We start from the raw sequence: 13,161 nt of genomic DNA on the forward strand, positions 1-13,161 counted from the left end.
CGATCAACTCAACGGGGCGCGGCCGGCGTGGCCGCAGCAGGGGACGTGGGGTGGCGCTTGCGCCATTGCTTGAGCACAGCGGTACGCAGCGACAGCAGCAGCAACCAGCACAGGAAGCCGATGGCCAGCCAACCGCTCAGGGTGAACACATCATTGAAGCCGCGCACATTGGCTTCGCGGCGTGTGATCTGCGCCAGCTGCGCGCTGCCCTGCGCGCTGCGCAGGACCGGATCGGTGATCTGCGCGCTGTACAGCTGCTGCTGCACGCGCAGGCGCTGCGCGACCACCGGGTCGGCCGGATCGAGTTGGCTGGTCAACGCGCTGGAGTACAGCTGCTCGCGATGCAGCTGGAAGGTGCCGAGTACCGCCGAACCGGCCAGGCCACCCAGGGTCTGGGTGATCGACAGCGTGACCAGGAAGGTGATCATGTGGTCCACGCCCTGTTTCAGTGCGGCGGAGATGCCGAGCATGATCAGCGGGCCCATGAACATGCCGGCACCGACCGAGGCCAGGAACTGGCTGACATAGAAGTCGTGCGGCCGGTCCAGGCTGGTGCGGTGCTGGTCGAAGAAAGCGGCGGTACCCAGCAGCAGGATCGCCATCAGCAGCTGGGCAATCAGCCGCTTCGGCCCGAACGTCAGTGCCGCCGCCGCGATGCCGGTGATCACGCCGGCCAGGATCACGCCGAACAGGGGGCGCAGCTGGTCCGGGCCCATGCCCAGTGTGCGCATCAGGTTGACCACGCCGTAGGACTGCTCGGTGGTCAGGAAGCGGATCAGGAACGCGCCGACGATGAAGTGCAGCACCGGCAGGCTGGCCAGCCAGCGCGTCTGCAGCAGCGGGTTGCGGCGGTAGTGCTCGATGATGAAGGCGGTGGTGGACAACGCAATCGAGGCGACCAGTGCCCACCCCAGCCACGGCGTATCCAGCCACCAGCGCGTATAGCCCTGTGCCAGCACGATCACCAGCAGGGCAACGGCAGGGGCGAGCAGGGCGAAGGTGAGGAAGTCCATCGGCTCGAAGGCCTTGATCTGGATGCCGGGCGGCAGCTTCAGCACCACCACCGCCGCGAACGCGCACAGGGCGAGGCCGGCTTCGAACGAATAGAGCTGGTGCCACTGGCCGGTATCGACCAGGCCCGGCGAGACGATCCAGGCAATCGGCACCGCCAGCTGCGATAGGCCCACACCCACCACCAGCAGGTTGCCGGTGAAGCGGCGCGGCAGCGCCTGCAGCATGTACAGCGTGCCCAGTGTTGAACAGGCGGCGCCGGCGAAGCCACTGGCGGCGCGGGTCAGCAGGGTGGTCTCGAAACTGCCGACGAACAGATGCAGCACCGCCAGCGCTGCGTACAGGCCCAGGCCGATCTCGGCGAACAGGCGGATGCCGTACTGCTGGCGGAACTTGAAGGCCAGCAGGTTGGCGGTGACATTCACCATCGCATACGCGGCCACCAGCCAGCTGCCCTGGGTCGGCGTCAGCGCCAGCTGGCCCTGCAGGAACGGCAGGTTGGCAGTGACCAGCGCATTGCCGAGGCCGCCGGTGATCGCCACCAGCAGCGACACCAGTGCATAGGCCACGCGTCGATGGGGCGGATGCCAGGGCATCGACGCCGAACCGGGCATGGTCGGCTTCTCGTGCTCCTCCCAATCCGGAACCGGCTTCAGATACGGCTGGACCATCAGCGCGCCTCGCTGGGTGCTCCCTGCAGACCCCCGCGCAGCAGCTGCAGGGCACGCCCGGCCAGCTGGGCGCGCTCGTCGCGGGTCTTGCCGCGCAGGGCCGCACCCAGCATGCCCGAGATCAGTGAAATATCCGTCTTCTCCAGGTCGGCGCGGCACAGGCCGGCGGCCTTGGCACGGGCGATCGGCGCTTCCAGCAGGTCACGCACGGTCTCGCGCGCGGTGCGCATGGCCGGCACGTCCGAATCCACCGCACGCCAGTAATCGGCGAGGGCAGGCGAATCGATGATGCGCTGGGCCATGCCCTCGAACACCTCGAACAGGGCGTCGTCGCGGTCGCCGAGCTGCTCGACCTGGCGCCGGATGCGGTCAACCGTACGCTGCAGCAGCGCCTGGATCAGCGCGGTACGGTCGGGGAAGTTGCGGTACAGGGTGGCGCGACCCACCTGGGCGCGTTCGACCACCAGGTCCAGTGGAGCGGTGACGCCATGTTGGCCGAACACATGGTCGGCGGCGTCGAGGATGAGGGCACGGCGGGCAGCAGCATCGGCACGTTGAGCGGTCATGGGTTCATTTTCGGACATTAATGTCCGGTTGGCGAGACATTGAGTGACGGGATTGTCCGTTTGTTGTCGTACGCACATCTTTGTGACGCTTGCGTGATGGTGTTGGCGGAAATGAAAACGGGGGCCCGAAGGCCCCCGCTGGAGATGCTGTAGATCCACGCCATGCGTGGGTGGTGGAGGTTCGGAGCCCTTTCCTGCGGAAAGGGCTCCGACCCCGTCGTGCGCGATCAGAAGAACGCGCGGATGCCGAAAGCGACGCCACGACCCGGCAGCGGCGAGTAGTCGCGCAGCAGCGAGGTATGCGGGCGCACTTCGCGGTTGGTCAGGTTGCTGCCATCCAGGAACACCTCGTAGCTGTTGCTGGCGTTGCGGTCCCAACGGTAGGCCAGGTGCGCGTCGACCAGGGTGTAGCCGTTGCTCGGTTCCTCGTTCTGCGCGACGTCCTTCTGGCGGCTGTAACGCACCGCGCCGACCGAGGCGCGCCAGCCATCCTTCGACCAGCGCAGGTCGGCGCCGACGCGGGCCGGAGCGATGCGCGGCAGGTAGCCGGTGTTGGCCAGTTCCACCGTGTAGTTGTGGTTGTGGTCGCCATGCGGCACCGCGATGTCGAGATTGCGGCTGCCGCTGCCATCCAGCTTGGCCTTCACGTAATCGCCGAACAGGCGCAGGTCCCAATCACCGGCCCCGCCTTCGAACAGGTGCACCAGCGCTTCGGCCTCGGCGCCGCGGAATACCGCGTCCTGCTGGGTCCAGGCACGGACCGGCAGGCTCTCGGTGACGCCGGTGTCGGCCAGGTAGATGAAGTCCTTGAACTTGGTCTGGTAGACCGATGCGGAGAAGTCCAGGCGCTCACTGTGGGTGTGGATACCCAGTTCCACGCGCTGGCCGCGCTCGGTCTTCAGGTTGGCGTCGCCGATTTCCAGCGAACGAGTGGCGATGTGTGCGCCAGCGGCGTACAGCTCTTCATTGGTCGGCGCACGCTCGGAACTGTCCACGCCAATGCGCAGGTCCACCGCGTCGTTGAGCTTCCAGATGCCCGCAGCGGACAGGTTGGTGGCGCCAAAGGTGCGGCGGCGGTAGTCACCGGTCGGGTCCAGCTTGACCTGGTCGTGGCGACCGCCCAGTTCCAGCTTGAACGGGCCGAACTGCTTTTCCTGCAGCACGAACAGGCCGATGTTCCTGGTGCCGGTATCCGGAACGAAGGCTTCTTCGCCCTTGGCGCCGAAATCACTGTTGCCGAACTGCAGGCCGAAGGCACCGTCCCAGCCACCGATCTGCTGCTGCACCGCTTCCAGGCGCGCTTCGATGCCACGGTTGGTGAAGCGGGTCGACGGCGTACCAGCCTCCAGCTCCACGTGCTCGTAGTCGGTGTAGGCCACGCGTGCGTTGATGTTCTTCAGGAACGAGACCGGGTCGTAGATGCCGGCCTTGGTCTCGAAGCGGTTCTGCACCATGTCGATGCGCACGTCATGCTCGTCGCCGCCTTCCTCTTCATCGCCGTGGTCGTGGCCGTGGTCATGACCATGATCATCACCGTCGGCGTGCACGTGCGCGCCATTGGGAATGCCGTAGTTGGTGCGATAGGTGCTGGCCGATACGCCGAAGTAACCGCCGTCGCCCAGCCACGTTGCGCCGACGCCACCGGCACGGGTGCGGATCGAGCTGTTGTCCAGGCGGCCACGGCGCGGTTCTTCGCCCTCGGCCGCATCGTGGTCATGATCGTGGTCGTGGTCGTGGTCGTGGTGATCTTCAAGGCTGTCGATCACCGCGTAACCCGGGATGCGGTAGTCGTCGCCGTTGCGCACCAGGCCGTCCACATGCAGCACGACGTTGCCGCTGACACCATCGAGGCGGAACATGCCGCTGCGTTCGTTGTTCACCGAATTGCCGCGCAGTTCGGCACGGCCGCTGAGCGGGCGCTCCGGCAGTTCGCGCGCGATGCGGCCATCGACCACGTTGACTGCACCACCGATGGCGCCGCTGCCGAACAGCAGCGTGGCCGGCCCCTTCAGCACTTCGATCTGGTCGGCCAGGAACGGCTCGATGCTGGTGGCATGGTCGGCGCTGACCGTGGAGGCATCCATGTTGCCCATGCCGTTGGACAGCACCGCAACGCGCGGGCCTTCCTGGCCGCGGATGATCGGGCGGCCGACGCCCGGGCCGAAGAACGTGCTCTGTACGCCGGGCAGCTTGGCCACGGTATCGCCGAGGGTGCCGGCCTTCTGCTCGTCCAGGCGTTCCCCGGCGAGAACCTCGACCGGGCGCGCCAGCGATTCGGCATCGCCCTGCAGCGGCGATGCGGTGACCTGGACCGACGACAGCTCGGTCAGGTGGCGGTCACGATGGGCGCTGTCCTGGCCGGCAGCAAAAGCAACGGACGGCAGCAGGGCGGCGAGGGCCAGGGCCAGGGAATGCGGCTTGAGCCGAGGGGTGTGGGCGGGCATGGGCAGGTCCTTTGTTACAATGTATCAATCACGGGGCGCACGAATCCCGTCGATGGGACAGGGGGAGGGAAACCGTGCGGGTCGGGAACGGATGTTATATTATTCCATAACGATTCGCCGACCCTGCTGGAAGTCATGTCCCTGTCCTCACGCCTGCGCCACCTGCTCGACCGATTCGGCGCCACTGGTTCGATGCTGTGCGCGGTGCATTGCGCGGTGATCCCCGTGCTGCTGGCGGCGGCGCCGTCGCTGGGCCTGTCGTTCTGGTTGAGCGACGGCGTGGAGCAGGCCCTGGTGGTGTTCGTGACCCTGCTCGGGCTGTTCAGCCTGGTCTGGGGCTATCGCCGGCATGGCGCGCTGCGCGCGCTGGGTTTCCTGATTCCGGGCCTGGTCGCGCTGTGGGCCGGCGTGCTGTACGACCCGCTGCATCACAACGCGGTGCCGCATGCGGTGGTGATGACCATCGGCGGCCTGTTGGTGGGCGTCGCACACCTGGTCAACCTGCGCCTCAACCACGGCCACGTGCACGACGCCAGCTGCGCGCACTAGGCGCTCCGTGATAGGATTTCTGATCGTGCGCGGGGGCGCCCAGCAAGGCGGCCCCGCCGAACCCGTGTCAGTACGGGGTAACCAGATTTCACACTTGAGGAGTTGAAGACATGGGTAAGGGTGACCGCAAGACCGCCAAGGGCAAGCGCTACAACGCCAGCTACGGCAACGCCCGTTCGCACACCGCGAGCAAGGTCGCCGTAGGCGCCGCCGCCCCGGTTGCCAAGAAGACCGTGGCCAAGGCTCCGGCGAAGAAGGCTGTGGCGAAGAAGGCTGTCGCCAAGGCCTGATCCGGCCGGTCGACCGCTTCAAGAAAAAACGCGGCGCCTGGCGCCGCGTTTTTTTATGCCTGTTCGCCGAGCCGGGCGTGGGCCCGGCTCTACGGCGGCGTCAGCGCAGAGTCTGTTTCAGCGTTTCCGGGTTGCCGTCGTTCGGCGCGGCCGGCACCTGCAGCAGATGCGCCAGCAGCGGGTAGACATCGACGTTGTCGAAGCCATCGATCACCAGGCCCTGGCGGAACGACGGGCCACTGGCCACGAACACCGCACGCATGGACGGCAGGGCGTTGTCGTAGCCATGCGAACCGCGATCCTGCTTGGTGCGCTTGGCGATCCGGTCCCGATGCAGGGCATCCCAGCCTTCATCCATGGCGCAGACGATCGGCGGCACCCGCGGGTGCGTACCGTAGTGCCAGCGCGGCGGCAGGTTTTCCTTCTTCCAGCATTCGTAGTGGGTGTGGCGGCCGAGCAGGACGCGCTCGGCGTCTGCTTCGCGGCCCGCGACCGGCGCGAAGCCCACCGACTGACCCTGGCTGACATTGCGTGCGATGGCCGGATCGGCCATCGATTCGGTGGCGATCACGTGGCCATCGGCGACGCTGGCCATGCCATGGTCGGACACCACGATCACGTTGGTGGTCGACGCCAGCCCGCGCTGCTGCAGTCCATCCAGCACCTGGCCGACGATCTGGTCGGCGCGCACGATGGCGTCGGCATACTGCTTCGAATCCGGGCCGTAGTGGTGGCCGGCCTTGTCCACGTGCTCCATGTACAGCGTGGTCAGGCGCGGCGCATCGGCATCGGTCTGTCCCAGCCAGTCAAGCACGATGCCGGCACGCTGCTCCAGCGGTTCCTGGCCGTCGTAGATGCGCCACTGGCTCGGGCGCACCCCGCGGATTTCCGACTCGCTGCCCGGCCACGAGGTGGTGGCCGAACGCACGCCGGCGTTCTCGGCGCCGACCCAGATCGGCTCGCCGCCCCACCACGCGCTGGTCGTGACCGCCTCGCGGTTGCTCAGCTCGAAACGGCCCAGTGCCTCGTCGTCCATGCTGTTGTTGACGATGCCGTGGTGGTCCGGGCGCAGGCCGGTGACGATGGTGTAGTGGTTGGGGAAGGTCAGTGACGGATAGGACGGGGTCATCCAGCGTGCACGCACGCCGCCGTCGATCAGCCGCTGCAGGTTCGGGGTCAGGCCGCGATCGAGCGCGTCGGCGCGCAGGCCGTCGATGGAGATCAGCAGCAGCTTCGGCGGCGCAGCCGCAGCAACGGGCGTGGCAACGGAGGCGGAGGGCGCGGGCGCGGTGGTGCAGGCGGCCAACGGCAGCAGCAGCGCCAGCGCGCAGGTCAGGCGTACGGAAGTCATCCGTGCATGATAAGCCGGCGCAATGACCGGCCCAAGACACGCTGCGCCGAAGGGCGCAGCGTGTCCGCGCATTCTTCCTTATCCCCGCGCCTGTCGGCGCGCCCGTGTCAACCAAGGTCGAGACCTACCCACGGCAACGCAGTACGCAGCCGGGCCGGCCCTCATGCAAACAACGGGGCCTGGCGTTGTTCCAGGCGCAGCAGCGCGGCCTTGGTCTCCAGGCCGCCGCCGAACCCGGTCAGTGCGCCGTTGCTGCCGATCACGCGATGGCAGGGCAGGATGATCGGCAACGGGTTGCGGCCATTGGCGGCGCCCACCGCGCGTGTTGCGCTGGGCTGGCCCAGGTGCTGTGCCAGCTGCAGGTAACTCCAGGTCTGCCCGAACGGGATCAGCGCCAGCGCCTGCCACACGCGCAGCTGGAACGGCGTGCCGCGCGGTGCCAGTTCCAGATCGAAGCTGCTGCGTTCGCCGTGCAGGAACTGCAGCAGCTGCTGGCGGGCTTCCGGCAGCGCATCCGGGGCGTAGTGCCAGTCGTCGCGGCCACGTGCCGGATGGCGGTTTTCCGGGAACAGCACATGCGCGAGTCCGCGCTCGTCACCGGCGATGGTCAGCACGCCGATCGGGCTGTCGAAACGGTCGAACAACAGGGTCATGTCGGTTCTCCAACGAAAGTGCCGGACAGGTGCCACAGGTGCAGCACGGCATACGCGCGCCACGGCCGCCAGGGCTGCGAGCGTGCTTCTGTCGCGCGCTCGCTCAGGCGCTGGCCCTGCGCATGGCCGAGGACCTGCTGCAGCACCAGGTCGCCGGCAGGGAAAGCATCAGGCTGGCCGAGACCCCGCAGGGCGATGTACTGCGCGGTCCACGGGCCGATGCCAGGCAATGCCACGCAGCGGGTGACGAATTCTTCCAGCGCCTGGCCAGGCCCAAAATCGAGCTGGCCGCTGGCGCAGGCGGCTGCCAGCGCGCGCACCGTGGCGGCACGGCTGCGCGGCAGGCCGATCGATTCCAGCGGTGCCTCGGCCAGCACTTCCGGTGCAGGGAACTGGCGATCGAAATCGGACGGCATGCCGGGCAGGTGTGCGCCGAAGGCATCCACCAGGCGGCGCGCGAACGTGGTGGCCGCGGCGACGCTGACCTGCTGGCCGAGCACCGCGCGCACGCCCACTTCGAATCCATCCCAGCCGCCAGGAACACGCAGCCCGGGGCGTTCGGCGATGCCGCGCGCCAGCAGCGGTTCTTCGCCCAGTGCGGCGTGCACCTGCTGCAGGTCGGCATCCAGATCGAACACGCGGCGCACGCGACGCACGATGTCTGGAATCAGGCGCGGATCGACGGCGCTGAGCTGCAGGTGCAGTTCCGGCCGTTTCGGATCGGCGGTGACGCGCAGCAGGGTGGGCCGCTCAGGCGTGCCCAACACGCGCTGGTAGCTGTCTTCGCCGATCAGTTCGATGCCGGGCAGGCTGCGCTTGCGCAGGAAGGCCAGCATGCGTGGGAAGTCCAGCGGTGGCCGGTAGGCCAGGCGCAGTACCAGGCCCCCCTCATCGGCGGCGAGGGGTTGGTGCTGGCGGCGCAGCGCGGTGGGGGCCATGCCGCAGCCCTGCAGGAACGCGGTATTGAAGCGGCGCAGGCTGTTATAGCCGGCGGCCAGCGCGACGTCGGTCACCGGCAGCGTGGTTTCGGTCAACAGCTGCTTGGCCAGCAGCAGGCGATGGGTGGCGTGGATCTGTCCGGGTGTCGCGCCCAGGTGTTCGACGAACAGGCGTTGCAGCTGGCGTGCGCTGAGTCCGATCTTCTCTGCGAGGTCTGCTACGGGTTGTTCCTGCAGGAAGCCACCCTGGATCAAGGCGAGGGCGCGCTGCACGGTCTGCCCGGCGAGTGCCTGCTGGGCCTGGGGGGCCAGTTCCGGGCGGCAGCGCAGGCACGGCCGGTAGCCGGCCGCAGCGGCCGCGGCGGCGGTCGGGTAATAGGTGATGTTGCGTGGCTTCGGTGGTGGCGCCGGGCACACCGGGCGGCAGTAGATGCCGGTGCTGCGCACGGCGGTGAAGAACACGCCGTCGAAGCGTGCGTCGCGGGCCAGGCGGGCGCGGTCGCAGGCGGCGGTGTCGAGGGCGAGGGCGGTGTCCATGGCGCCAGTCTAGGCGGGTGCGGGCGGGGATACTCGCCGGATTCGGACATGGATGCTGGAGAGGGTTCTGGCAGGGCTTGCAGCCCTGCACCTGCAACGTCAACGTCTCAATCAAAAGCTGGCAGTCCGTGGGATGGCGGGGCGGTGTGGGCTGGCAGGACACGCCGTAAACCCGTCCATGGGGGCTCGATGGCGCCATCCATGGCGCCAACGGTCCTGCCAACCCACACCGCCCCACCTCTGACAGTCGGTCGCTGCTGTTGGTGGGTGCCGACCGTTGGTCGGCACGCTTTTGCTGTTGGTGGGTGTCGACCTTGGTCGACACGCTTTCCCCAGGGTCAGAAGGGGTTCAGTGCCGCGCGCTGAATGCGCGCGCTGGAAAGGTAGACTGTGGCCCTTGCTTCCCTGAAGACCGGTTGCCCGATGTCCGCCAAACTCCGCTGGTTGCCCCTGTTGTGCCTGGCCCTGGGGGGCTGTAGTCAGCTGGAGAATCCGGGCAATGTGACCGCCGCCGACAAGGCCGCGCGGGCGCCGGCCAGTGATGGCGAGAACATGGTGTCGATCAATGCGGCTGACGCACCGCCGCCGCCTGCGCCGCCGCGCAGCCGGGCGGATCGGCCTTGGCCACAGGCGCAGCTGGAGAATGGCCGCGCCTGGGTCAGCTGCAGCACCGAGTACGCCGGCGAGGCCGGCGATGGCGTCGAGCTGGAGGGCCTGCAGCGCGATCAGATCAGCCAGGCGCTGGCGCCGTGTACCGAGCGTGGGCTGATGCGCGTGCGCTATTCCGGAAAGATCAATCCGGGCTTCGCCGAGATGATGTGGCGGCTGGCCGTGGTTGCCGATGAGCAGAAGATCCACAAGCGCATCCTCGATCTGGATTCCAGTGGTGGCCAGGTGGAATCGGCGATCGTTGCCGGTGACAGCATCGGTGAGGCGGGCTGGACGATCTGGGTGCGCGAAGGCTCGATCTGCCACAGTGCCTGCGTGTTCGTGCTGGCTGCCGGCGACAACCGCCTGCTGTCGGGCAAGGTCGGCATCCACCGCATGATGCGCATCAGTTCCAAGGCCACCTCGCGCGCCGAGCTCAACCGCGAGCTGCACGAGGTCTACGACAACGTGAAGGACTATCTGCAGCGCAACGGCGTGGCGGTAGGCGTCGCCGATCTGATGATGACCGTGCCCAACCGCAGCCTGCGCCTGCTGACCCCCGACGAGCTGCGCCAGTACGGCCTGGATGGCACCAACGCGGTTCAGGACGACCTGGAGCGGATCAAGCAGATGCGCGCCTGCGGTGATGATTTCGTACAGCGCAAGGATGCGTTCCTGATCGCTTTCGACCAGCAGTGCAAGCGCGAAGGCGCTGACATGGAATCGATCAACAGCTGTGGCCAGGCACTGAAGCAGCGCTTCGGTTTCCCGGATGCGGTATGCCCGGAAGAAAGCCCGTTGTCGGAGATCGATGTGGCGACGCTGCCACCGGCACCGTCCGAGCCGCCGCCGGTGGCCGAGCAGGCGCCGGCGGACGCCGGAAAGCCTGCCGCACAGGCCGACGCTGCGGTGGTCGAGGGCAGCGCCCACGCGCGCTGACGAACAGCTCACTGCGCTGGCGTAGACTGCGGTTCTTTCCCGGTAACCGGCGGTGTCCATGAAGCGCGTGCTCCTGCTGCTGTCCCTGATGCCTTTCACTGTGTTGGCGCAGGTGCCTGCGCCGGCCACGCCCGCCCCTGCACCCGCGCGCCCGGCGCCGGCATCGCCGGCGGCTGCGAAGCCGGCCACCGCCGGTGCCCCGGCGTTGACCGCCGCGCAGCAGGCGCAGGTGCAGAAGCAGGACGCGGAAATGGGCGCGGCCGCAGTGAAGGCGGCGCAGCTGGTCGATGCCAATCGTGCCGGCGAATTGTGGGAAGGCGCCTCCGCCGTCGCGCGACGTGCGGTGCCCAAGGCGGCCTTCGTCAGCCAACTGACCACCGAGCGCACGCGGTTGGGCGCGATGGCCGGCCGCGGCCAGCCGACCATCACCCGGGTCAAGTACGGCGCCGGTGCCGCCGTGCCCGAAGGCCTGTACATCAACGTCAGCTTCCCGACCCGCTTCGCCAACAGCGCGCAGCCGGTACGCGAACTGGTGTCGTTCCGTTTCGACGAGGACCAGGTGTGGCGCCTGGCCGGTTACAGCCTGCGTGCATCGGCACCCTGAGGAGCGCAATGATGGCAACTGAACTGACGATGCTGGCCTGGTCGGTGCTGCTGGGCTTTGTCTACATCTTCGCTACCTCCACCGTGGTCACCCGCGAGCGCGGCCTGAAGTGGAATGCCTCGGCGCGTGATGGCCAGGCCCGGCCGCTCAGTGCGCTGGCCGGCCGCCTGCAGCGGGCCCAGGCCAACTTCCTGGAGACCTTCCCGTTCTTCGCCGCCGCCGCGATCGCGGTGGTGCTGGCCGGGCGTGGCAACGACACCACCGCATTGGCCGCGCAGGCCTACTTCTGGGCGCGGGTGGTCTATCTGCCGCTGTATGCCGCCGGCGTGCCCTATGTGCGCAGCCTGGTCTGGGCGGTATCGCTGCTGGCCATCCTGGCGCTGGTGTTCGCGTTGTTGTGAGCCGGGCCTGATCCAGATCAAGGCCGGTCAGCTACGCGGCGCTATGCTGGCGCGGACTGGATCAACGGCAGGAGGCGCGCATGCGCAGGATGGACGTGGTGGTGGTCGGCGCGGGACCGGCGGGCCTGTGCTTCGCACGCGCGCTGGCCGGTAGCGGCCTGCAGGTCGGGCTGGTGGAGGTGCAGCCGCGCCAGGTACTGGCCGAGGCGGCCTTTGATGGTCGCGAGATCGCGCTGACCCATGCCTCGCGGCAGAGCATGGAACAGCTGGGGCTGTGGCAGCGCCTGGCGCAGGCCGAAGTGGCCGAGTTGCGCGACGCAAGGGTGATGAACGGCGGCTCGCCGTTCGCGCTGACCTTCGCCAGCAGCCAGGTCGACGGCCAGCCGCTGGGCTGGCTGGTGCCCAACCATCTGATCCGCCGCGCCGCGTGGGATGCCGTGCAGGGCCAGGATGGGCTGGAGTTGTTCGATGGCCGCAAGGTGCTCGGCGTGCAGGCCGATGCACAGGGCCACGTGGCTACGCTGGACGACGGCAGCAAGCTGCACGCGCGGCTGCTGGTGGCCGCCGACAGCCGCTTTTCGGCAACCCGTCGCATGCTCGGCATCGGCGCGCAGATGCGCGACTTCGGCAAGTCGATGCTGGTCTGCCGCATGCAGGTCGAGCGCGATCATCACCACACCGCGTGGGAGTGGTTCGGCTATGGCCGCACCATGGCGTTGCTGCCGCTCAACGAGGGCCAGGCATCGGCGGTGATCACGCTGCCGCCGCGGCAGATCGAGGAACTGCTGGCGATGGACGAGGTGGCCTTCGGTGAGGCCATCAGTGCCTGCTTCGAGCACCGCCTGGGCCGGATGCAGCCGGTGGCCACGCCGCAGGCGTATCCGCTGGTAGGGGTATATGCGCACCGGTTCGTGGGCGAGCGCTCTGCGCTGGTCGGCGATGCGGCGGTGGGCATGCACCCGGTCACCGCGCATGGCTTCAACCTGGGCCTGGCCAGCGCACAGCGGCTGGCGCAGGGCATCGTCGAGCAGCAGCGGCGTGGTGCCGACATCGCGGCCGAGGGCATGCTGGCCCGTTATCAGCGTGGCCATCGACTGGCGTCGCGGCCGTTGTACGAGGCCACCAACGCGATCGCCAGCCTGTACACCGACGATCGACGCCCGGCGCGGCTGCTGCGTGCGGCCGGCCTGCGCGTGGCGCAGGGCGTGGCGCCGTTCAGGCAATTGATCGCCTCGCACCTGACCCAGCGCGTGGCCTGAACGGGTTCAGATCAGCCGGCAGCCAGCACGCGGATCTGGCTGTCGGCGAACTCGACCACCTGGCCCGCGCGGATCTTGCAGGCCTTGCGCAGTTCAACCTCACCGTCGACCAATACCTGGCCTTCGCTGATGACCATCTTGGCCTCGCCGCCGCTGGTGACCAGGTCGGCCAGCTTGAGCAGCTGCTTGAGTTCGACGTAGTCGCCGTCGAGGTCGAATTCGAGAATCTGCATGGAGCGGGGTTCCTGGGAAGAGGGCGCGTATTGTGCGCCAGCACCGGGCATGACGGCACGCGCCTGG

The 13,161-nt window shown here is 68.1% G+C and carries 13 protein-coding genes; 6 read left to right on the forward strand and 7 right to left on the reverse strand.

From position 1 onward, the window contains the following. Positions 1–8 precede the first annotated feature (8 nt). From N440_RS04050 to N440_RS04060, 3 genes are all read right to left on the reverse strand, one after another. Positions 9–1,682 carry an MFS transporter gene (locus N440_RS04050; protein ID WP_133934172.1) on the reverse strand — a complete coding sequence of 558 codons (1,674 nt, stop codon included), beginning with the start codon at positions 1,680–1,682 and terminating at the stop codon, positions 9–11. Further along, positions 1,682–2,248 (reverse strand): TetR/AcrR family transcriptional regulator, encoded by a 567-nt coding sequence (locus tag N440_RS04055; RefSeq protein WP_053508296.1) that lies wholly within the window; start codon positions 2,246–2,248, stop codon positions 1,682–1,684. The genes N440_RS04050 and N440_RS04055 overlap by 1 nt, the downstream gene beginning before the upstream one ends. Before the next feature lie 227 nt (positions 2,249–2,475). Further along, the gene (locus N440_RS04060; protein ID WP_133934173.1) at positions 2,476–4,692 is read right to left on the reverse strand and encodes a TonB-dependent receptor; all 2,217 of its coding nucleotides are present in this window, start codon (positions 4,690–4,692) and stop codon (positions 2,476–2,478) included. Between the two features lie 135 nt (positions 4,693–4,827). Here N440_RS04060 and N440_RS04065 point away from each other — a divergent pair, with 135 nt between their 5' ends. Both N440_RS04065 and N440_RS04070 read left to right on the forward strand, forming a co-directional pair. After that, a complete protein-coding gene (locus N440_RS04065) occupies positions 4,828–5,241 on the forward strand; it encodes a MerC domain-containing protein (protein WP_008264835.1) in 414 nt (137 codons plus the stop codon). A gap of 110 nt (positions 5,242–5,351) precedes the next feature. After that, complete coding sequence (locus N440_RS04070; protein WP_004150462.1) at positions 5,352–5,531, forward strand: 30S ribosomal protein THX; 180 nt, start codon at positions 5,352–5,354, stop codon at positions 5,529–5,531. A gap of 100 nt (positions 5,532–5,631) precedes the next feature. Here the strand turns inward: N440_RS04070 and N440_RS04075 are convergent, their stop codons facing one another. From N440_RS04075 to N440_RS04085, 3 genes are all read right to left on the reverse strand, one after another. After that, positions 5,632–6,882: an ectonucleotide pyrophosphatase/phosphodiesterase gene (locus tag N440_RS04075; RefSeq protein WP_133934174.1), complete on the reverse strand. Its 1,251-nt coding sequence runs from the start codon at positions 6,880–6,882 to the stop codon at positions 5,632–5,634. 161 nt (positions 6,883–7,043) lie between these two features. Further along, the gene (locus N440_RS04080) at positions 7,044–7,535 is read right to left on the reverse strand and encodes a methylated-DNA--[protein]-cysteine S-methyltransferase (protein WP_049458877.1); all 492 of its coding nucleotides are present in this window, start codon (positions 7,533–7,535) and stop codon (positions 7,044–7,046) included. Continuing rightward, positions 7,532–9,010, reverse strand: coding sequence for a DNA-3-methyladenine glycosylase 2 (locus N440_RS04085; RefSeq protein WP_049458875.1), 1,479 nt, complete (start codon positions 9,008–9,010; stop codon positions 7,532–7,534). The genes N440_RS04080 and N440_RS04085 overlap by 4 nt, the downstream gene beginning before the upstream one ends. Before the next feature lie 423 nt (positions 9,011–9,433). Between N440_RS04085 and N440_RS04090 the strand changes: the two genes are divergently transcribed. From N440_RS04090 to ubiM, 4 genes are all read left to right on the forward strand, one after another. Further along, positions 9,434–10,597 carry a hypothetical protein gene (locus N440_RS04090; RefSeq protein WP_133934175.1) on the forward strand — a complete coding sequence of 388 codons (1,164 nt, stop codon included), beginning with the start codon at positions 9,434–9,436 and terminating at the stop codon, positions 10,595–10,597. A gap of 58 nt (positions 10,598–10,655) precedes the next feature. Then, a complete protein-coding gene (locus N440_RS04095; RefSeq protein WP_053449184.1) occupies positions 10,656–11,201 on the forward strand; it encodes a DUF4019 domain-containing protein in 546 nt (181 codons plus the stop codon). Positions 11,202–11,212: 11 nt separating this feature from the next. Beyond that, positions 11,213–11,602, forward strand: coding sequence for an MAPEG family protein (locus tag N440_RS04100; protein WP_133934176.1), 390 nt, complete (start codon positions 11,213–11,215; stop codon positions 11,600–11,602). 80 nt (positions 11,603–11,682) lie between these two features. Next, positions 11,683–12,861: a 5-demethoxyubiquinol-8 5-hydroxylase UbiM gene (ubiM, locus tag N440_RS04105; protein ID WP_133934177.1), complete on the forward strand. Its 1,179-nt coding sequence runs from the start codon at positions 11,683–11,685 to the stop codon at positions 12,859–12,861. Between the two features lie 11 nt (positions 12,862–12,872). Here the strand turns inward: ubiM and N440_RS04110 are convergent, their stop codons facing one another. Further along, positions 12,873–13,094 (reverse strand): RNA-binding S4 domain-containing protein, encoded by a 222-nt coding sequence (locus N440_RS04110; protein ID WP_006426190.1) that lies wholly within the window; start codon positions 13,092–13,094, stop codon positions 12,873–12,875. Between the last annotated feature and the right edge of the window lie 67 nt (positions 13,095–13,161).

It is taken from the genome of Stenotrophomonas sp. CC22-02 (assembly GCF_004365115.1).
GTDB lineage: Bacteria > Pseudomonadota > Gammaproteobacteria > Xanthomonadales > Xanthomonadaceae > Stenotrophomonas > Stenotrophomonas forensis.

What these genes read in the sequence shown, in the direction of transcription:
- N440_RS04050 (WP_133934172.1), bottom strand. Translation starts at nt 1,682, where the DNA reads ATGGTCCAGCCGTATCTGAAGCCGGTTCCGGATTGGGAGGAGCACGAG.
- N440_RS04055 (WP_053508296.1), bottom strand. Translation starts at nt 2,248, where the DNA reads ATGACCGCTCAACGTGCCGATGCTGCTGCCCGCCGTGCCCTCATCCTC.
- N440_RS04060 (WP_133934173.1), bottom strand. Translation starts at nt 4,692, where the DNA reads ATGCCCGCCCACACCCCTCGGCTCAAGCCGCATTCCCTGGCCCTGGCC.
- N440_RS04065 (WP_008264835.1), top strand. Translation starts at nt 4,828, where the DNA reads ATGTCCCTGTCCTCACGCCTGCGCCACCTGCTCGACCGATTCGGCGCC.
- N440_RS04070 (WP_004150462.1), top strand. Translation starts at nt 5,352, where the DNA reads ATGGGTAAGGGTGACCGCAAGACCGCCAAGGGCAAGCGCTACAACGCC.
- N440_RS04075 (WP_133934174.1), bottom strand. Translation starts at nt 6,882, where the DNA reads ATGACTTCCGTACGCCTGACCTGCGCGCTGGCGCTGCTGCTGCCGTTG.
- N440_RS04080 (WP_049458877.1), bottom strand. Translation starts at nt 7,535, where the DNA reads ATGACCCTGTTGTTCGACCGTTTCGACAGCCCGATCGGCGTGCTGACC.
- N440_RS04085 (WP_049458875.1), bottom strand. Translation starts at nt 9,010, where the DNA reads ATGGACACCGCCCTCGCCCTCGACACCGCCGCCTGCGACCGCGCCCGC.
- N440_RS04090 (WP_133934175.1), top strand. Translation starts at nt 9,434, where the DNA reads ATGTCCGCCAAACTCCGCTGGTTGCCCCTGTTGTGCCTGGCCCTGGGG.
- N440_RS04095 (WP_053449184.1), top strand. Translation starts at nt 10,656, where the DNA reads ATGAAGCGCGTGCTCCTGCTGCTGTCCCTGATGCCTTTCACTGTGTTG.
- N440_RS04100 (WP_133934176.1), top strand. Translation starts at nt 11,213, where the DNA reads ATGGCAACTGAACTGACGATGCTGGCCTGGTCGGTGCTGCTGGGCTTT.
- ubiM (WP_133934177.1), top strand. Translation starts at nt 11,683, where the DNA reads ATGCGCAGGATGGACGTGGTGGTGGTCGGCGCGGGACCGGCGGGCCTG.
- N440_RS04110 (WP_006426190.1), bottom strand. Translation starts at nt 13,094, where the DNA reads ATGCAGATTCTCGAATTCGACCTCGACGGCGACTACGTCGAACTCAAG.